The following is a 19,547-nucleotide window of genomic DNA, read 5'->3' as shown; positions in this document are numbered from 1 at the left end:
CCATGACCCGGTTCCGCCCCTGCATTGATCTTCACGATGGCAAAGTGAAGCAGATCGTCGGTTCCACCCTCAAAGATGAGGGTGAGGGGCCGAAAGAGAACTTTGTCAGCGAAAAGCCAGCGGCATGGTTCGCAGAGAAGTACCGTGAAGACGGTCTGGCTGGTGGCCACGTGATCATGCTGGGCAGGGGGAATGAGGAGGCGGCGATCTCCGCGCTTCAGGCTTATCCGGGCGGGTTGCATGTAGGGGGCGGGATTCGCCCTGAGAATGCCGCGAAGTATCTTGAGGCGGGGGCCAGTCATGTGATCGTGACGAGCTACGTTTTTGATGATGCGTACCGCTTCAGCGAAGCTCGGTTGCAGCAGATGGTGAATGAGGTCGGTGCGTCGCGTCTGGTTTTGGACCTGAGCTGCCGGGCGAATCAGGATGGATGGGTGGTGGCGATGAATCGTTGGCAGACAATGACGGACCTGATCGTTGATGGTGATGCCTTTGACCGCCTGGCTTGCTATTGTGACGAGTTCCTGATTCATGCGGTCGATGTGGAGGGCAAGTGCGAGGGGATCGATGAATCTCTGGTGCAGTGCCTGAGCCTCTGGTGTGAGAAGCCGGTGACCTACGCTGGTGGAGCCAGGAGTGTGGCAGACCTCAAGCGTGTTGAGGATATCAGTGGGGGGCGAGTCGATGTGACCATTGGGAGCGCCCTGGACATTTTTGGCGGCAAGCTCGCCAAGTACGAGGACTGCGTGGCGTTCAACCGGCGGTAGCTGTAGCTGCGGGATCTCGCCTCGTGAAAGCTGGATGCGGCATGGGCGGTGGCGTGTTATTGGTCTCACCCTATGGGGACTGAGACTCGCCTCACTGCCATTGCACGCGATTGGAATGGGCCTGCGCCGAGGCGTATCAATGTGATCGGCACCAGTGGCAGTGGGAAATCTACCTTCGCCAGGCGTCTTGCCGGCCAGTTGAATTTGCCGTTTGTCGAGATGGACAGCCTCTTCTGGGGTGCCAACTGGCGCCAAGCCACAGACGTAGAATTCTTTGCCCGGGTGCAGGCGGCCGTGGATGAGCCCGCTTGGGTACTGGACGGCAACTACACTCGAACCGTCCCGGTGAAGTGGGCCCGGGTGGATTTGGTCATCTGGCTGGACTATCCCTTCCGCACCACGATGTGGCAGGCCATCAGGCGGGCTGTCACGCGGGTGTGGAGTAAAGAGGAACTCTGGCCGGGCACGGGGAATCGGGAGTCTTTCCGACGAACGTTCCTCAGCAGGGACTCCATCATCTGGTGGACGCTGACCACCTACGGGAAGGTTCGCGCCAAGTATGTGGCCATGCTGGCTGATCCGAAGTTTACAGAGGTGCAGTTTGTCAGGCTGCGAAGTCATGCGGAGGCAGCAGCCTTCATCGACCGATGGAAATGCTGCCTGTCCGCAGAGAAACAGCAATAGTGATGCCACAGTAGGCGGGCTGGACACCAGGGTGGCTTCGCGATCAGGTGCATCGGTTGCTCTCCATACCAGCAAGTTACCCACACGACCGCTCGTCGCCATGCATTTGTCAGCGGGCACTAATATCCGGCCACCGATGGGCACATTGAGTGTACCACCCAATTTGGCGCAAGTGAACATTACCCTAAAAAGGAAAATGGAACTGGTGAAAACACCGCTTCCCGCTGTGTTGCAACGATTTGAACCGGAAGACGTTATCACTTAAAAGTTCCATCGCGGAGCGATGGGGATTCATACATCGTGAAGGCCTTAGGCATTTTCACTGCAGTTTCCTTTTCCTTTTTAGGATTACCTTTTTAAACCCATCTCACAACTCGTTGACAGAGAAGTGTTTAAAAGGGTAATGTTCAAATGGCCAGCGCGAGTTGTGTAGATTTGCCTGGCCGGTCTATTCCGCCCATCGGTGGCCGGTTTTGAAGTGCCCGGTGACAATGCATGCTCACGAGACTGTGTCAAAACTACTGAGAACGATCAATCAAGCTGCGGATGCTGCGCGATCATGAGTCGTTTCATCGCTGGTGCGGATCGGGATCAAGTGTGGTTGTTGCCTGAACGCCTGGACGACTATGTATCCGAGGGCAACCCGGTGCGCTTCATTGATGCCTTTGTTGAGGGCCTGGACCCCCAGCAGGTGCCACTACTGCTCACTGCCCCGGCAGCCACCGGCAGACCTCGTTATGCTCCTGGTGATCTGCTCAAGCTCTTTATCTACGGCTATCTCAACCGGGTCCGTTCCAGCCGGGAGCTTGAGCATCTGACCCAACGCAATCTGGAGGTCATCTGGTTGCTCAAACGCCTGCGCCCCGACCACAAGACCATTAGTGAGTTTCGGCGCGTCCATCGGGCGGCTTTCAAGCAGGTCTTCCGGCAGTTCAATGTCCTGTGCCGGGACCTGGCGCTCTTCGGCGCAGAACTCGTGGCCATCGATGGCACCTTCTTCAAGGCCGTCAACTCCAGGAGCCGCAACTTCCCCCAGGCCAAGCTGGAGAACCTCATCAAGAACGTGGACAAGGGCATTGAGGGCTACCTCAAGGACCTTGAACTCAACGATGCCGCCGCAGACTCCCCTGACGCCCTGGGGACGGTCAAAGAGGCAAACGTCGACGATCTCAAGGAACGCATCGCCAAGCTCCAGAGTGCAAAGGCGCGCTACGAGCAGATGCAGAAGGACCTTGAAGAGAGCGGTGAGAGCCAGGTGTCACTCACCGATCCTGACGCCCGCTTGCTCAACAAGAGCACGGCCCAGGGCAGTGTCGTGGGCTACAACGTGCAGAGCGTGGTCGATGGAGAACATCATCTTATTGTCGAAATCGAAGCCACCAACCAGGGCAACGACTTTGGGCAGTTCACCAAGATGGCGGTGCAGGCCAAGGAGCAGTTGCAAGTGGAGACGCTCATTGGCGTGGCCGACGGAGGGTACTATCAAATCAACGATCTGAAGGCCGCCGAGGCCCAGGGCATCGAGGTGCATGTGCCCCAGCGGGAGGATCGCCTGGAGAAGAAGGGCTTGTTTGCCCGTGAGGAGTTGCGCTACGACAAGGAACAGGACTGCTATCATTGCCCTGGCGGAGCCAGGCTTGAACGGAAAAGCGACAACCAGATCCGCGGCCTTCGATATGAAGTGTACGCGAACTCTGCGGCCTGCCGGGACTGTCCTTTGAGGAAGCAGTGCACCACGGGGAAGCTTCGCAAGATCCGCCATGAGGAGAACCCGGAGGTGATGAAGCGGGTGCGGGAGCGCATGGCGGCCCAGCCAGAGGTGTATGCGCGGCGCAAGGGGTTGGTGGAACACCCCTTTGGCACGATGAAGTTTTGGTGGGGGCAAGGATCCCTGCTGACGCGTGGACTGGCAGCGGTGAATGCGGAGGTGACGCTCAGTGCCCTGGCCTACAACATGAAGCGTGCGCTCAAAGTGGTGGGAGTGCGCGCATTGCTTGAGCGGGTGAGCCCGGCCCTGCTGGCATCAGCCAGCTAGGAGGGGCGGAGGGGTGCTTTTTGCGGGGGTGCAACGCTGCAGGAAGCCTTCAAGCGGCATCAGAAGACCAAAATCGTGGAAACGAAAAGTCATGTGGCAGAAGGGGGAAGCGAAGAGCGCCCACGCATTCGAAAATAGCGCCTCCAACTGCCGTGATCGAAGGACCGACGAGAACGATGTGAGTTTTGACACAGTCTCTCACGAATGCATCCACAGGTTTCTTCTCATGCCGCCGCAGAGGCCGTTCGTGGCTACGCTACTCAGATGGCTCCTGTGCTACCTGTTCATACAGTGCCTGGATCGCCTTGCGGAGGGTTTCGTGTTTGGCGGGTGAGACCAGATTGGCGGTTACTTCGTATGATTCGCTCTGGAGCCACTTGAGCATGCTGGCCAGTTGATCAGGGCTCAGAGTAGCTGATGGAGATCGGTTCGCATGAAACTCCAACAACCAACGTTGCAATCGTCCCATGGCGAGCGTGACATGGTGGGCTTCTTCCGAGGTCATCCATTCCTTGCCGCTATATTTTGCAATGGCCTCGCCAAAGCTTTGCCCCTCCTGGGTCAACTCCCAGTTGTCGAATGCTTGATACAAAGCGGGACCGAGGAGTGCCTGCAATCGCGGAGCGTGTACTTTGTGGGAGTTGGAGTGACTTTGCAAATAAGCACCTGGATTGGTTGCGACGGCATTCTGAATCTCGGAGGCCCGTGCCACAAGGATGTTCAGGAGGGCTTCGGCTTGTAGGTCAGGCAATTTGGCTTCCTCCAGGAATGGGAAGAACTCTTTGTGGACGCTCGCAATCAGATCGTCCTGCTGTTTTGTCTTGTGATCTTTCCAGGTGATTGGGAACAAAAGTCCGCTGTGGCTTTCGTTCAGCCGAAAAGTCAGGCCATTTGAGCTTGGGTTGCTGGAGAAGCCGTCCGGCAATGAAATAACATAAAAGTTCAGCGGCAAGCTCAGGGTCAGCTCTTCAATCGAAGGGAGACCGTGTGCAGTGAAGGATCCATCGGGGGATACATCAAGTGATTGTCCGTCCCATGCCCTGCTGCGGCTGAGACCAATCCGGGTGCCGCGAGGAAAAGGCTCCCCGTCCTGGCGTACCAGGCGACCGCTAAGCGAGAGGGCTCTTTCTATCTGGACATCGCCAAGATCATGGATGGCGTCAGGGGCGGGAGAGTGAAATGCCTGGGCGGGAATGAAGCCGAGTGATTTCACGCTTTCCATTTCGCCATAAAACTCCCAGTCATCATTGGCGCGCACATCATGGATTGCGAATCTGCCTTCTGTGTCTGTCGTGCTGCTGATTGGACCAAGAAATTGCCCGCCATTCCTGTTTTTCTGAGCCACTCCCACGGTTGCGTTGGTGATGGGCTTGCCGTTTGCAAGGAGCCTGCCGATGACCGTTGCACCACGTTGCAGGGTGATGGTTACGTCTGCGGCGTTCTCGGAGCGTTTGGCAACACTGATCCATGTTCCGGCGTGACCGGGTGCCGTGATCTTAATCTGACTTCTCTCGAAAGGCTTGCTGGAGCAGAGAACGAAATGGCCGTGGGCATTGGTGAGGGTTTGATCGTCGTCCTCTGGGCGGGAATAGGCGGGGGAGATCGTCGCACCAGCGAGTGGTTTTCCATACGGATCCAGGACTTGCCCCCGGATCTGATGGGGGAGCGGGATGCGGGAGAGATCGCGTGCGGTCAGTGACAGAGTGACTGGTTTTTTATGTGGATCCACGCCGCGAAGCACGGCCGGGGCGTGATGCTCGGCAAGGGCCAGAAGATCGAAGACGAGGTCGTCCGCCACTCCTGAAATGCGGAACTCCCCTTGGGCGTTGGTGCGGGCGCTGCGCTGACAATCGCGCCAACAGGTGGGGCACATCGTCGAGTCGCCCGTGCGCATGCGGGCCGATTGAATGAGAACCGTGGCGGATTGAACAGGACTACCCGTGCCGAGTATTACCGTGCCCGTGATGTCGGCGGCACTTGCTTTCACAACGAACGAAAGGACGACGACCAGGGAAATTAGGCGCAATCTCAGCATTTTTTCATCGTCTCACGGGGTGATATGACGGCGCAAGATGAATTGCCACCGTCGTAGACGTGGACAATCGAGAAACCCAAGGGCGGTCAAGGCGTCTCGCAGTCAGCGGTTCCAATACCACGCCGCCCTTGGTGGATTGGAAGTGCGATCAAGAAAGATGTAGGCGACGCCATCGCTGCCAAAGTTTGCCAAGTCCACCATCGCGGTCGCGGGCTGTATGGCTTCTATTCGTGCGAGAAGCTCGGCTTCGTCTTCCACGGGGGCTGCGAGCTGGCTCCGTCGCTCTTCTGTAACATCGTCTTCCGCGAGCCCCGGGAGAAATTGGCACTCATTCACCTGACCCAGGTATTCGAATGGAGGCGGGGAAAGCCTGAGGGGCCCGCGTTGGTCCAGTACGGAACTCCCCCAAACTTTGTCGCATATTGCTCGAAGAACCCCCAGGGGCGCTGTTGTTCCTCTGGCAGGGAAAAGTACTCGCTGTGGTCGTAGAACTTGGAGGTCTGCGAAACAGGTATTTGGTCGTCGCAGGGGAGCCAAGATTCGATCCAGAGTTCGGGCAGTACATCTGCGGTTTCAGGGGGATTTGTTGCCGTGCTGATGCGACTGTTCACTTGCCAGACAAATGCCTGCCCCGCGCCAGATTCGTATTCATAGGAAGGGCAGATGTTGTCGCTGGTGCACTGGAAGAGAAACAGATGACGCTGATCATCCCCGAGATCAATGACTGGCAGGTGCTGCTGTAATTGCGCAAGCAAGGCCATGGGAGCATCGCAAATCGGGCAAGATGGCCATAGTGAACTGGGAAGACCAATTGGGATCCCGCCAAGTTGAGCAACGGGGCCACAGGATGGGGACCGCAGGCGGGCTGGAGTCTGGGAAACCACGCGGTCTGGTGGGGTGATGATCTCACAGACTGGCCTGGCGATCGACTACCAGTACATCCTTCAGGATCTCTGCGGCTTTGCGGTTGTCTGAGGCGACGAGGCTGGCGAAGGTGCTGCCTTCTTCGCGACGCAGGATGTGCATGGAGCGGAGATCGAGTCCGGCGTCGCGAAGGCGCATGGCGATGCGGGCGAGCGCACCGGGGCGATCTTCCAGGCAGATCAAGAGGGTGTCCTGGGTGATGGCCTGGAAGCCGTGATCACGAAGGGCGCGGAGGGCCTCGTCATAGTGATCTACGGTGAGCACGACGATGCCATGGGTCTCGATACTCTCAATATCCAGGGCCTCGATGTTCACTCCCCGGTCGGCCAAGGCTGAGGCGATGCGGGCGGCCACTCCGATTTCGTTGGGGACAAAGACAGTCAGTTGTTTCATAGGGGGGCTGGCTCGGGGGCGACCGGAGCGGGGCAGAGAGAGGAAGCGAAATCGGCCACAAATTCATCGATGGTGGCCTGGGTGACATGAGGCATGACAATCATGTGGCCGATGTCTTTCATGGGGGCGATGATCCATTTTGACATGACCGACGCGGGTGGTCGCGGGAAGACGACGGTGACGGAATTCTTGTGCCGCCACGCGGGGATGCCTGAGGCATTGAGCTGCTCCACCGCGTATTGGGAGAGCTCCAGGCAACGGTGCACCAGGTCCTTGATGCCCTCGAGCCCAAGGGTGTGCAGGCGGTACCACAAGAACAGGGGTGTGATGGCGCTGCGGGAGCCGGCGATGGTGGTGTCCAGAGCGCCGACATACTCGATGGACCGGGCCACCCGTTCGACATGTTGTTTCCTCGCGAGAACCACGCCGCAGGGCAGCGGGGAGCCGAGGAACTTATGGCCGCTGATGGAAATGCTGTCTGCCCCACCGGCAAAGTCCCAGGGCTGGGGATCGGCGACAAAAGGCAGGATCATGCCGCTGAGGGCGGCGTCGGCGTGCAGGTAGGCGTTGGTGATGGCCAGTTCATCCAGGATGGCACGGATCTTGTGGAGATTATCCACCGCACCCTTCATGGTGGTGCCGATGTTGGCAAAGATGATGGGAGGGACGTCACGGTGGATGCGCAGGGTTTCGCGAAGGTCGCTGTAGTCCATCTCCCCGTTGGGCTGGCTCTTGAGCATGATGTTCCGCGTGTGCTGCAGGCGGAGGATCTTGGCCACACTGTAGTGGGTGTCCTCTGAGAAGTAGCAAATGCCATCTGGGAACAATTCCCGCGCGACGTAGAGACCGTACATGTTGCCCTCTGTGCCTCCTGCGGTGACGTAGCCCCACCAACCGTTTGCCGGGGCATGGGTCATGCGGGCAAACTCCGTGACGACCTCGCGTTCAAAGTCCTGGGTGTTGAGCCGGTAGTTGGAGCTGCCGAAGGGATCCCCGACATTGTTGATCGAATACGAGAGGAAGGGGAAAAGGTCCTCGTAATCGAAATCTTGATTGCAAGGGTAGCCGATGTTCCGGGGACGGAGTGCATCAAGCCGCTCATGCAGGGCATCAAGACGCTGGCGGTCTGCCGACGATAGGGAGGGAAACTTCAACTTGGGTGGGTGAAGGGGTTCGACTTTCATTCTGGCAGGTTGGAAAGCGGTGGGCAAGACTGGAAAAAGCCGTGGGAGATTGCGGGAACTCCGTCCGGCTGGTAGAGTGGTGCCATGAAGAAAACGAGGCTCTCAAGTTTGGCTCTGGTGTGGTGGGTCTCGCTGCTGTTGGTGCTGCCGACAGCCGTGGTGATGGGGGACGAACAGGCAGAGAAGGGCTTCGCACTCATGAAAGAGGAGGCTCTAAATGAGATACGTCTGGAAATGCCCCAGCAAGCGGTGCTCAAAGCTCTGGGGAAGCCGACGAAGAAAGGTGAGGATGTGGAGTGGGAGGCGATAGGAGAGCATGTGCAGGAGTGGCAGTACCCTGCCCAGGGGCTGACTCTGCAAATGGCCTCCGTCAAAAAGGGTGGGGCGAAGAGGGTGCTGTGCATCTCGCAAAAAGCACCTGGTGCGTCCGGCACCCGGAAGGGGCTGCGCATTGGGAGCAGCGAAGCCGAGGTTCGCAAAGCCTATGGAGCTCTGGAAGACAAGGAGGCGAGTCGAAAGGGGGAGATCTTCGTGGCGGGAACCGTGTATGGCGGTCTGGTGTTCCACTTTGAGAAGGGGAAGGTCTCTGAAATCTTTCTGGGAGCCATGGCGGAGTAGGAAGGGGGCCCGGGGAAAAGCGGGACGCCATGCTGGGCGCAACAATCCAGGAGGACTCGCGTATCCGTTTCCTCCCGCATGAAGCTTCCTCTTTCCCTTTTCTCCGCGAGCCTGGGGCTTGTTGGCTCGCTGGTATTTGTCCACGCGGTTTCCGCTGAGGGCACCAGTCAGACCCACGTCCGGAGCGAAGACCTCGCTGCGGAGTCATTGTTGAGTCTAGAGGCCGGGGAAGGGGCGACTTTGATTCCGCTGCCCGCCGGGGCAAAATCGGTCCTCTGGACGCAGAACTCGCAGCCGGACTTCCGCGGGGTGACCTTTGGTGATTCGTCCACGCCTGGCGCAAGGCATCTGCTGGTGCAACTGAAGGTGCCAACTGCGGTAGGGACGGTGATTGTGCGAGGCGGCGGAAGATTGAGTGTGCTGAAAGAGGGCGTGGCGGTGCCAGGGAGACCGGCAGAGGAGGGGGAGTGGATTTCCGCGGAGCGTCTGTCCGCTGCCAAGCCCGGAAGTGAAGAGGTGGCCAAAGACGAACTCGCCACGTGGGTGCTGCCGCCAGGGACAAAGACGAGCGTCCTGCGCTTCACTCATGAAGCCCAGGCTTCTGACCCCAAATATGCGGGGTGGCTTGGGGGTGCCATCATCCTGCAGGAGCGATACGCCAATGTGGCTCCTCAAGCCCAAGTGGCTGTCAGCAGCCAGGAAGAGGCAGCGGGAAAACTTACTAACTCCCAGGATGAGCAATGGAAGACCTGGGACAACGGCACGGAGGGGGCAACACAGGTAGTAACTTCGGAGCGGTTTGAGTGGGTCATGTTGATCTGGCCGCAGGCGGTGAAGCTTGTGGGATTGGAGACTTTGGGGACGGGCTTTGGCACGGCGGAAGTGGAGCAGTATGCGGGAGACGCCAGTGTGCACCCGAGGGAGGCCGAGGCTTCGCAATGGAAACCGGTAAAGACCTATGCAGGGCTGTCCAGTGGGTACCCGCTGCCCTTCAGTCCCCGTGGGTTGATGTTTGACCAGCCCATCTCCACCCGGGCGGTGCGGCTGAGGCTCACGTCCTCCCCGCAGGAGGGGCATCCCCACATGAAGTCCCGGCCCAAGGAGGGGAGGCGGGTATGGCTGGCAGAGGTGATGGCGCTCACCCCGCTGGGAACGGCGGGTTTGAAGAGCGCGGTGCTGGAATCCGTGAAGCAGGAGTTGTTTCCTCCCATCCCGGTCAAGTTCCACCTGAAGGAGCCGGGCGTGGTGACCTTGGTGATTGAGGATCAGGCAGGCAAACGCGTGCGCAACCTGGTGGCGGAGTCCCCATACCCCGCTGGTGAGAACACCGCGTGGTGGGATGGGACGGATGATCTGGGCAGGGATCGGGATGCGGCGGAACATGGGCTCTATAACATCCCCGGGAAGCCCGTCGCACCGGGAACCTACCGGGTCCGGGGGCTGGTGCGGAAGCCACTCGAACTGCGCTATGAGTTCTCCATCTACAACGCGGGGAATCCCGCCTGGTCCACGGCAGATACCACGGGGGGATGGCTCACCAACCACTCGCCACCGCAGGCAGCCCTCTTTGTGGGCGCGGATAGGTCCCCCACGGGAAAGCCGATGGTGTATCTGGGCAGCGCGGTGAGCGAGGGGGGGGCGGGTCTGGCCTGGGTGGACCTCGACGGCGTCAAACAGGGTGGCCGGGGATGGATTGGGGGCAACTGGACGGCCGCCCCTCATCTGGCCGCCGACCGCGGGGCCAAGGCTCTGCCAGATGTCTATGCCTATGTGGCGGCCACCTGGACGGCCTCCAGCGACAATCGCAACATGAAGGATGGCGAACTGCGCATCACCGGACTCACCGCAAAGGGGGACAAGGCGATCCTGAAGATGCCGTTCAATCCATCACCCTACGTGGAAGATGGCTCACATGGAGATCATCACTGGCTCAGCCAGTTGGCGGGGATCGCCGCGCATGATGGGGTGGTGGTGGCCAGCATGCCGAAGCTGGGCAAACTGATCTTTGTCGATGCTGCGGCGGGCGAGGTGATTGGTGAGGTGTTGCTGCCGGGTGCCCGGGGCGTGGCCTTTGACTCGAAAGGGCAACTCTTGGCGGTAACGGAGAAAACAGTGTTCCGCTATGGCGGAGACGTACGGCTCGTGGCCCAAGGAGTGGCCCCTGAGGCACTGATCACCGTCGGGCTGGAAGACGGGCAGGGGATTGCGCTGGATGGTTCAGGAAACATCCTGGTGAGTGACCATGGTGCCTCGCATCAGGTGAAGGTCTTCAGCCCGGAGGGGATGCTGGTGCGGGCCATCGGCCGGGCGGGTAAGCCGGCCGCTGGCAAGTACGATCCCCTGCACATGAATCAACCGCTGGGCATGGCGGTGGATGAGAAGGGGAACATCTGGGTGGCGGAGCATGACTTTCAGCCCAAGAGGGTGAGCGTGTGGGCTCCAGATGGGAAGCTGGAAAAGACCTTCTACGGCCCAGGGCGCTACGGCGGAGGGGGGACGCTGGACCCTGTGGACAAGACCCGCTTCTACTATGACGGACTGGAGTTCAAACTGGACTGGGAGAAGGGCACGAGTGTGCCGGTCGCGGTGATCTACCGGCCGGGTGGGGATGAATTGAGCAACCAGTTCCGCTCCGGAGCGCCGGAAGGAACGGTGCACGTGGAGGGGCGTCAGTACATGACGAACAGCTACAACAGCAATCCCACGGGCGGGCATGGCTTTGTGACGGTGTGGCTTCTGAAAGATGCTGTGGCGACGCCCGCGGCCTCCTTGGGACGGGCGGATTTGTGGCCGTTGTTGAAGGAAGATCGGTTCCGCTCGCGCTGGCCTCAGGGCGTGGATCTGGCCTCTGAGAAGACCAAGAATCAGGTGCTCTTTGCCTGGAGTGATCTCAATGAAGACGGGCGGGTGCAGGAGGTCGAGGTGCAGATGCAGAAGGCTGCGGGCGGCGGCTATACACTGATGAGCGACCTTTCCATCACGGCCTCCCGGGTGGATGACAAGGCGGTGCAATATCCCGTGATGCGCTTTACCAAGCCAGGGGTGCCGGTCTATGAACTCACGGCGGGCAAGGTGCTTGCGACAGGTGTGCAGAACCCGGCATCCTCCGGTGGGGATCAGGTCCTGGTGTCGAAAGATGGCTGGAGTGTCTTGACGGTGGCACCGCTGCCGTACGCAAAGGAAGGCTTCGGCGGAGTGAAGGATGGCGTGCCCATGTGGAGCTACCCGAGTGTCTGGCCGGGGCTTCATGCCTCTCACGAGGCGGCCTTGCCGGACCAGCCGGGCCAGGTGATCGGAAGCACCCGCCTGCTGGGTGGGTTCATCGAACCTGCCGGGAGGGATGTGGGCCCGCTCTGGGGCATCAATGGCAACATGGGGGATGTGTATCTCTTTACGGCGGACGGGTTGTTTGTGGCGCAGTTGTTCCAGGACTCCCGTCTGGGCAAGCCCTGGACGATGCCACGGGCGGAGCGTGGGGCGTTGCTCAATGAACTGACCCTGCATGATGAGAACTTCTTCCCCACGCTGGCCCAAGCTTCCGATGGGAAGGTGTATCTCTGTGATGGCTCACGCACCAGTCTGGTGCGGGTGGACGGGCTGGAAAGCCTGAAACGCCTGCCGGCGACGGAGTTGAGAGTGACCGAAAAAGAACTGAAGGCCGCAGCGGCCTGGCGGGTGCAGGCGGAGGTGGCGCGCCAGCAGGCTCGTGGTTCTGGCACCATGGAGGTGCCGATGCTGTCCCAAACTCCTGTGGTGGATGGCAAGATCGGGGAGTGGGAAAAGGCTGCGTGGGCGGTGATTGACCGGAGGGGCACGGCCGCCAACTTCAACAGCGACAGCAAGCCGTATGACATCACAGGCAGCGTGGCCATCGCGGGTGACCGGCTCTATGCCGCCTATCGGACGCAGGATCCGGAACTGCTGAAGAACTCAGGCGAGACGCCCAATGCCCCCTTCAAGACGGGAGGCTGCCTGGATGTCATGATTGGCACCGATGAGAAGGCTGACCCCAAGCGCCCTCGCCCAGTGGCGGGGGATCAGCGGTTGCTGGTCACCCAGGTGAACGGCAAGACGTTGGCTCTGGTGTATCGCGCAGTGGTTCCTGGAACCAAGACTCCGGTGCCTTTCTCCTCACCCTGGCGCACCATCACGCTGGATGCGGTGCATGACGTCAGCACGGAGGTGGAGCTGGCCAGCAGTGTGGAGAAGGATGAGAAGGGCAAGGTGAAGAGTGCTTTCTACGAGATTTCCATCCCGCTCTCGGCCTTGGGCTGGAATCCCGTCGCAGGCTCGGAGGTGAAAGGGGATATCGGCATCCTCCGGGGCAATGGCTTCCAGACGTTGCAGCGCGTCTATTGGAACAACAAGGCCACCGGCATCACGGCGGATGTGCCCAGCGAGGCGGAGCTGGCGCCTGCGCTCTGGGGGAAATGGAAGGTGGTGATGGCTTCGCCTCAGACAAAAGACTAGAAGACACCAGACGCCAGACGCCAGACATGAAGACCATTCCTGACGCATCTTTGATGAACCGCCGTGCCGTCATGTGGCGTGGCTCTCTCTGCCTCGCGGCTGGCATCGCATCGCCCATGCTGGCGACAGACGAGACTGCCTCACCCCTCTTGCGGATCGGTCTGCTCACGGACCTTCACTACGGCGACAAAGAGCCCACCAAGACCCGGTACTACCGGGAAACACCTGGGAAGCTGAAGGAAGCGGTGGCCAAGTTCAATGAAATCAAACCGGCATTTGTGATTGAGCTGGGAGATCTGATTGATCAGGCACCCACGGTGGAGCAGGAGATCGCCTGGTTGGAGGAGATCGACATGATCTATGCAGGTCTGACCTGTCCCCGTCACTACGTGCTGGGAAACCACTGCGTGGCGACGCTGACGAAGGAGGAGTTTGCCCAGCATTCAGGAGCGTCCAAGAAACCGCACTATTCATTCGATCAGAATGGCGTGCACTTTGTGGTGCTGGACGCCTGCTACCGGTCGGATGGCGCACCGTACGGGCGGAACAACGCTGACTGGAAGGATGCCAATGTGCCAGAGGCGGAGCTGGAGTGGTTGCGGAAGGATCTCGCCGCGACGGCGGGCCCGGTGGTGGTCTTTGCCCATCAGCGGCTGGATGAGGCGGCACCGCACAGCGTGCTGAATGCAACCGCGGTACGAAAGGTGCTGGAGGACAGTGGGAAGGTGCTGGCCGTGTTTCAGGGACACTCCCACAAGAACGACTACCAGGAGATACAGGGCATCCACTACTGCACCCTCGTGGCGTTGATCGAAGGCTCGGGTGCGGACAACAATGGGTATGCGGTGCTCGAAGTGATGCCGGACCGGTCGCTGAGGTTGCAGGGGTTCAGACAGCAGGTGGACCAGAAGTGGGCGGGCAAGGCGGGGTGAGGAGCTTGGGCGGAGTGGAGGGGCTTGCTGCCATCCCTCTGGGATGGGATCCCTTTGCTCAGGGCACCGGAGGTGTTCGGTCGCTACGCTCCCTCGACCTCCGGCTAAGCGCTGTGATGCCTCCGGCATCAATACCTCGGGGCCTCGATCGCTTTTATGGCCATGCCAACAGGGAAAAGCTGGCGAGGTCGATGATCTACCTTTGGCGAACGAGTTGAGGGCTGAAAGCCCGGAGTGATGCCAGACGCCTTGGGCAAGGCCCAAGGTTGGTGGTAGTTTCAGATGTAGAGGGCTGTAGGCCTGGCATCATTCAGGGATGCTTGTCGTGGGCAGGTTTGATGAGGCCGGGCTTTCAGCCCTCAAGGGTTGTTTGGTCATCTATTCCTTGGGCGTTGCCCAAGCCTGGGTATCACGCCGAGCCTTCGGCCCTCCTGAGGTGGCACTTGTATCCGTTTCCTCGGTGGCATTGGCTCATATGAGGCAGCCCACGGGTGAGGTCCGGGCCGGACCAATGATATGACAGAGCCGCATTGAACCCCGATGGGATGCCAAGAGTGGGACGGTCGCCAAACTTTTCTTGCATTCGTCCGGCTTCCGTCCAATCCAGAGGGACTCGAATGAAAACCATCCTCTGCTACGGCGATTCCAACACGTGGGGCTATGACCCCGTAGCCACTGCTGCCTCGACTTTTCCTCGCAGGCATGCTCACGATGTGCGCTGGACGGGTGTGCTGGCCCGTGAGTTGGGAGCTGGCTACCGGGTGGTGGAGGAGGGGCAGAACGGGCGCACGACCGTGCATGACGATCCCATCATGGGAAACCGCAACGGGCGGAAGTATCTGCCTGCGTGTCTGGAGTCACACAAGCCGATCGATCTGGTGGTGCTCATGCTGGGCTCCAATGACCTGAAGATGATGTTCAACCTGCCCGCGGTTGAGATCGCTGCCGGAGCCGGACAGCTCGTGAAAATGATCCGGCAGAGTGAGGCTGGCGTGGAGGCTGCGGCACCGTCGGTGCTACTGCTCTGCCCACCTCCCGTAGGTGACATGAGCCACCTGCCGGATCTTGATGAGAAGTTCACTGGCGTGGCCGCCAAGGCAGGACGCTTCCCTCAGCACTACGCCGCCGTGGCCCAGCAGCATGGCTGTGCCTATCTCAATACCCAGACCATCGTCACCCCCAGCACGGTGGATGCCCTGCACCTGGAGGCGGGTGAGCATGAGAAGCTCGGCAAGGCCGTGGCGCAGAAGGTGAGGAGTTTGCTGGGGGATTGAGGAAATGACTGTTAAAACACAGAGGCACCGAGAACACAGAGGAATGAAACTGAGGTTTAGACAGAATTAACAGAATTAACAGAATTGGGTTCAGCTTCTGACCAACGTGCAAGAGTACCATGGTCTGAAGTTTGAAGCTTAATTTTGTTAATTCCGTTAATTCTGTCTAAAAAGTCATTCCTCTGTGTTCTCTGTGCCTCTGTGGTCAATTCGAACGCGCACCTATGTAATTATTTCCTTTACCACGTTGCCATGCACATCGGTGAGGCGGAAGTCGCGGCCGGCGTAGCGGTAAGTTAGCTTTTCGTGATCAAGCCCCAGGAGGGCGAGGATGGTGGCGTGCCAGTCGTGGATGTGGACCTTGTTCTCCACAGCCTCATAGCCGTAGTCGTCGGTGCTGCCGTAGGTGAAGCCGCCTTTGACGCCGCCGCCGGCCATCCAGAGGGTGAAGCCTTTGTTGTTGTGATCCCGGCCGTCGCCTGACTGGCCATGCGGGGTGCGGCCGAATTCGCCCCCCCACATCACAAGGGTGTCTTTGAGCAGGCCGCGTTGCTTTAGATCGGTGAGCAGGCCCGCGATGGGCTGGTCGATAGCGCTACAGTTGCGCTCCAGGTCGGCGGTGAGGTTGCGGTGCTGGTCCCAGTTGCCGAAGGAGACTTCGATGAAGCGAACGCCGGCCTCCGCAAAGCGGCGGGCCATGAGGCACTGGCGGCCGAAGGTCTCCGTGGCGCTGTTGTCCAGGCCGTAGAGTTTTTTGGTGGCCTCGGTTTCCCCGGCCAGGTCCATGACCTGCGGCACGACGTTCTGCATGCGAAACGCGAGTTCGTTGCTCTGGATGACCCCTTCGATCTGGGGATCGTAGCCCTCCCGCTGGAGCTTGGCACGGTTGAGCGTCTGCATAAAGTCGAGCTGGGTGCGCTCGACTTCCGCAGGATAGCGCGGGTTCGAGATGTTGCTCATGGTCTCCTGCCCGCCCGCGTTGCGGCGTCCTGGGCCTGCTCCGGCACCGGGAAAACCGGCTGCGCCGATCTTCGTGCCCTGGTAGATGGCGGGAAGAAAGGCGCTGCCGTAGTTCTTGGCACCGCCGTTCTGGGCTGGGGGATTGATGGTGATGAAGCCGGGAAGGTTCTCATTGAGCGTCCCAAGGCCGTAGAGCGCCCACGAGCCAAGGGATGGCCGGACGAACTGGGACGTGCCCGTGTGCATCTGGCTGAAGGCCTGGGGATGGTTGGGCAGATCCGTGTGCATGGAGCGCACCAGTGTAAGGTCGTCAGCATGACTCGCCACATTAGGAAACAACTCGGATATCCACAGCCCGCTGCGACCATGCTGCTTGAACTGGAACCGCGGTGCGAGCAGGGTGGCGGGGCCCCCGCGACCTCTCCCTGACTCCTTGCCATCGTCGGCCACCAGCTTGGGCTTGTAGTCAAAGGTGTCGACATGCGACGGGCCACCGGACATGCAGAGGAAGATGACCCGTTTGGCTCTGGGGGCGAAGTGCGGAGCCTTGGCCGCGAGCGGGGAGGCCCCACCTGAGGCGGACTGTTCCGCAGCCCATGTCGAGAGAGCGCTAAAGGCCAGGTAGCCGAACCCGCTGGAAGTGCCCTGGAGGATGCGGCGGCGGCTAAAAAGGAGCAGGTCACTGGACATGTTCATGGCGGCGGGCGGGTGAAGGGGTAAGAGGCAGGCAATCAATCCAGATGGCGGAACTCGGCAGACGCCATCAAAGACTGGCAGAAGGCGCTCCAGGCGTAAGGGGTGAGGTCTGCACCCTTTGACTTGGCCTTGGCGGCGTCCTGGGTGTACTCGCTGAAGAAGGTGTAGGCGGCACGAACCTCCTCCGCGGTGGGTGCGCGACCCAGGGCCGTCCAGAACGCGAACTGAATGCGGCCGGGCTGATCCTTGGCCGATGCATAGACGCGGCGGGCAAAGGCGTCGCTGAGCTCCTGCACCTGCTTGTTGTTGAGAAGATAGAGGCTCTGGGCAGGCACGTTGGTGGATTCCCGATCGCCCGTGACGAGGCTGGGGTTGGCGAAGTCGAAGAGGGACAGCGCCTCAGGAACCAAATCCCGGACGACCGGAAGGTAAACGGAGCGGTCATAACGAGGCTCCTGCAGGGTGGTGAAGAGGCGGATGAGCCCCTCGCGCCCTTCGTTGGCCCGTGCCACCACGGAGCCTTCCTGGGGATAGAGATCCAGCTTGCCGCTCACCAGGAGCATGGCATCCCGGAGGGACTCTGCGTCCACGGTGCGGCTGGTCATGCGCCAGCAGAGGGTGTTCTCAGGATCGGCAGCAAAGTTCTGCGGGGCATGCAGGGTGGCGAGCTGATAGGTGCGACTGAGGACAATCTCGCGCACCATCTTTTTAATGGACCACCCATGGTCCATGAATCGCAGGGCCAGGTGATCCAGCAGTTCCGGATGAGAGGGCTTTTCCCCCATCGCGCCGAAGTTGTCCACCGTGGGGACAATGCCCCGGCCAAACAGCCAGCGCCACATGCGGTTTACCATCACCCGGGCGGTCTGGGGATTGTCGCGAGATGCCAGCCACTCAGCCAGTTCCAGACGGCCGCTGCCATGCCTGACGGGCGGAGGGGTTTCCTGAAACAACACTTGGACGAAACCACGGGGCACCACCGCGCCAGGCTGGGTGGCCTCGCCACGGTTGAAGACGGGGCTGTCCACGGGGCGGGACCGGTCATACACCCCCATGGCAAGGATACGGGCATTCCCGCTTTCATCGTAACGGTTGAGCTCCCCAGAGATCGTGCCGATCTGCTGACGAAGAGCAAGGAGGCGGAGGTTGTCTGCTTCTTTCCCGGCACGCCGCGCGGCCTGGGCGGTGCGGAACGATTCTGCCTGGCTGCCTTTGGCCTCCTCCAGTCGGTTGGCCAGTTGAGCGCGCTGGGCGGGAGAGATGCCCTCGAATCCCGCTGGCATGCCCGACTCATGACCGAGGTCAATGAGGTCGGAGGCATTCTGGTTCTGCAGCCCGCGATTGGTTCCATAGAGCGTCTCGCTGCTGAGGAAGATGCCCGCCAGGGCGTAGTAGTCCTTCTGCGGGATGGGATCAAACTTGTGATCGTGGCAGCGGGCGCAGGCGATGGTGATGCCCAGGACCGACTGGGAGAGGGTGTCGATCTGCTCGTCCGCGAGTTCGAGGGCAAACTGCCGCGGGTTGCGCTCGTTTTGAGGCTTGGACCCGATGGCCAGGAAGCCGGTGGCGACGATCTTGCGGCTCTGATCGGCGGCATCCTTGTAGGGCAGAAGATCCCCGGCCACCTGTTGTTTCACAAACTCGTTGTAGGGCAGGTCTCGGTTGAGGGCATCAATGACCCAATCGCGGTACCTCCAGGCGAAGGGGTAGAGCACGTTGGCATCGCGCCCGGCTGACTCTCCGTAGCGGGCGACATCCAGCCAGTGGCGGCCCCAGTATTCGCCAAAGCGTTCGGAGGCGAGGAGGTTGTCCACGACCCTGGCGAAGGCATCGGGTGACGTGTCCTTCATGTACACCTGGATGAGGTCGGGCGTGGGGGGCAGGCCGGTAAGATCAAAAGTCACACGCCGCAGCAACTCCAGCCTGCCCGCATCGGCGACGGGTTGAAGCCCTTTTTCTTCCATACGGGCGAGGATGAAGCGGTCGATATCGCACTTGGGCCAGCTTGTGTTTTTGACGGTTGGCGTCGGGGACGATTTGGGCGGTTGGAATGCCCAGAAGGACCGGCCTGCGGCGACGTCGATCTCTTTCTTCTGCCACTGGGCGGACGCGGTATTTGCATCTGCCACGGTGGGGCCGGTGCGGGGATCGGGAGCGCCCATCTTCACCCAGGTTTCGAAGTCGGCGATGACACTGTCGGGAAGCTTGCCCTTGGGAGGCATTTCCATGTCCTTGTTGCCATAGCGGATGGCCGCGATGAGGAGGCTGTCATCAATATTTCCGGGAACCACGGCGGGGCCGTTGTCACCTCCGTTCAGGGTGCCGTCCTTGGTGTCGAGGACGAGACCGCCCTTCACCTTTTTGGCAGAGGCGGAGTGGCAGTCGTAGCACTTCTCCACCAGCACGGGGCGAATCTTGCGCTCGAAGAAGCGGGTCTGCTCGTCCGAGAGCCCTGCATCCGCTCCGGTGAGGGCGGGTGCGAGAGCCAGGGCAGCGAGGGCGGGAAGGGAGACGGGCACGGGCTTCATGGCACAGGCAGGCAGTGGTTATCCTCTACAACCGCGGATTGCTCCGG

Annotated in this window: 13 protein-coding genes; 7 read left to right on the top strand and 6 right to left on the bottom strand. The window is 60.3% G+C overall.

The features are described 5' to 3' along the window. Positions 1-2 precede the first annotated feature (2 nt). From hisA to VSP_RS22470, 3 genes are all read left to right on the top strand, one after another. Positions 3-767: a phosphoribosylformimino-5-aminoimidazole carboxamide ribotide isomerase gene (hisA, locus tag VSP_RS22480; protein ID WP_009963510.1), complete on the top strand. Its 765-nt coding sequence runs from the start codon at positions 3-5 to the stop codon at positions 765-767. A 72-nt stretch (positions 768-839) separates the two neighbouring features. After that, a complete protein-coding gene (locus VSP_RS22475) occupies positions 840-1,451 on the top strand; it encodes a shikimate kinase (RefSeq protein ID WP_009963509.1) in 612 nt (203 codons plus the stop codon). Positions 1,452-2,010: 559 nt separating this feature from the next. Continuing rightward, on the top strand, positions 2,011-3,486 hold the full coding sequence (locus VSP_RS22470; RefSeq protein ID WP_009963508.1) for an IS1182-like element ISVsp9 family transposase: 1,476 nt from the start codon (positions 2,011-2,013) through the stop codon (positions 3,484-3,486). A 256-nt stretch (positions 3,487-3,742) separates the two neighbouring features. On the opposite strand, the gene VSP_RS22465 is transcribed toward VSP_RS22470, so the two are convergent. From VSP_RS22465 to VSP_RS36795, 4 genes are all read right to left on the bottom strand, one after another. Continuing rightward, complete coding sequence (locus tag VSP_RS22465) at positions 3,743-5,521, bottom strand: carboxypeptidase-like regulatory domain-containing protein (protein ID WP_081452658.1); 1,779 nt, start codon at positions 5,519-5,521, stop codon at positions 3,743-3,745. 332 nt (positions 5,522-5,853) lie between these two features. Next, positions 5,854-6,282, bottom strand: coding sequence for a hypothetical protein (locus VSP_RS36800; RefSeq protein WP_009963504.1), 429 nt, complete (start codon positions 6,280-6,282; stop codon positions 5,854-5,856). Positions 6,283-6,427: 145 nt separating this feature from the next. Next, the gene (locus VSP_RS22450) at positions 6,428-6,838 is read right to left on the bottom strand and encodes an ACT domain-containing protein (protein ID WP_009963503.1); all 411 of its coding nucleotides are present in this window, start codon (positions 6,836-6,838) and stop codon (positions 6,428-6,430) included. Further along, positions 6,835-8,022 (bottom strand): histidine decarboxylase, encoded by a 1,188-nt coding sequence (locus tag VSP_RS36795; protein ID WP_009963501.1) that lies wholly within the window; start codon positions 8,020-8,022, stop codon positions 6,835-6,837. Before VSP_RS36795 ends, VSP_RS22450 begins: the two co-directional genes overlap by 4 nt. Positions 8,023-8,106: 84 nt before the next feature. Between VSP_RS36795 and VSP_RS22440 the strand changes: the two genes are divergently transcribed. From VSP_RS22440 to VSP_RS22425, 4 genes are all read left to right on the top strand, one after another. Continuing rightward, complete coding sequence (locus VSP_RS22440) at positions 8,107-8,640, top strand: hypothetical protein (RefSeq protein ID WP_009963500.1); 534 nt, start codon at positions 8,107-8,109, stop codon at positions 8,638-8,640. A gap of 78 nt (positions 8,641-8,718) precedes the next feature. Then, a complete protein-coding gene (locus tag VSP_RS36790; protein WP_009963499.1) occupies positions 8,719-13,110 on the top strand; it encodes a hypothetical protein in 4,392 nt (1,463 codons plus the stop codon). Positions 13,111-13,136: 26 nt separating this feature from the next. Continuing rightward, entirely contained in the window at positions 13,137-14,042 is a 906-nt protein-coding gene (locus tag VSP_RS22430; protein ID WP_044134762.1) for a metallophosphoesterase family protein, read from the top strand. Between the two features lie 617 nt (positions 14,043-14,659). Then, positions 14,660-15,316 (top strand): SGNH/GDSL hydrolase family protein, encoded by a 657-nt coding sequence (locus VSP_RS22425; RefSeq protein WP_009963497.1) that lies wholly within the window; start codon positions 14,660-14,662, stop codon positions 15,314-15,316. Between the two features lie 222 nt (positions 15,317-15,538). Here VSP_RS22425 and VSP_RS22420 read toward each other — a convergent pair whose 3' ends face one another. Next, positions 15,539-16,972 (bottom strand): DUF1501 domain-containing protein, encoded by a 1,434-nt coding sequence (locus VSP_RS22420; RefSeq protein WP_009963496.1) that lies wholly within the window; start codon positions 16,970-16,972, stop codon positions 15,539-15,541. A gap of 35 nt (positions 16,973-17,007) precedes the next feature. Next, a complete protein-coding gene (locus VSP_RS22415; protein ID WP_009963495.1) occupies positions 17,008-19,500 on the bottom strand; it encodes a PSD1 and planctomycete cytochrome C domain-containing protein in 2,493 nt (830 codons plus the stop codon). Positions 19,501-19,547 lie beyond the last annotated feature (47 nt).

This window comes from Verrucomicrobium spinosum DSM 4136 = JCM 18804 (assembly GCF_000172155.1).
GTDB classification, from domain to species: domain Bacteria; phylum Verrucomicrobiota; class Verrucomicrobiia; order Verrucomicrobiales; family Verrucomicrobiaceae; genus Verrucomicrobium; species Verrucomicrobium spinosum.
Note: the sequence above shows the minus strand (reverse complement) of the source record. Positions and strands in the feature narration are given on the sequence as shown.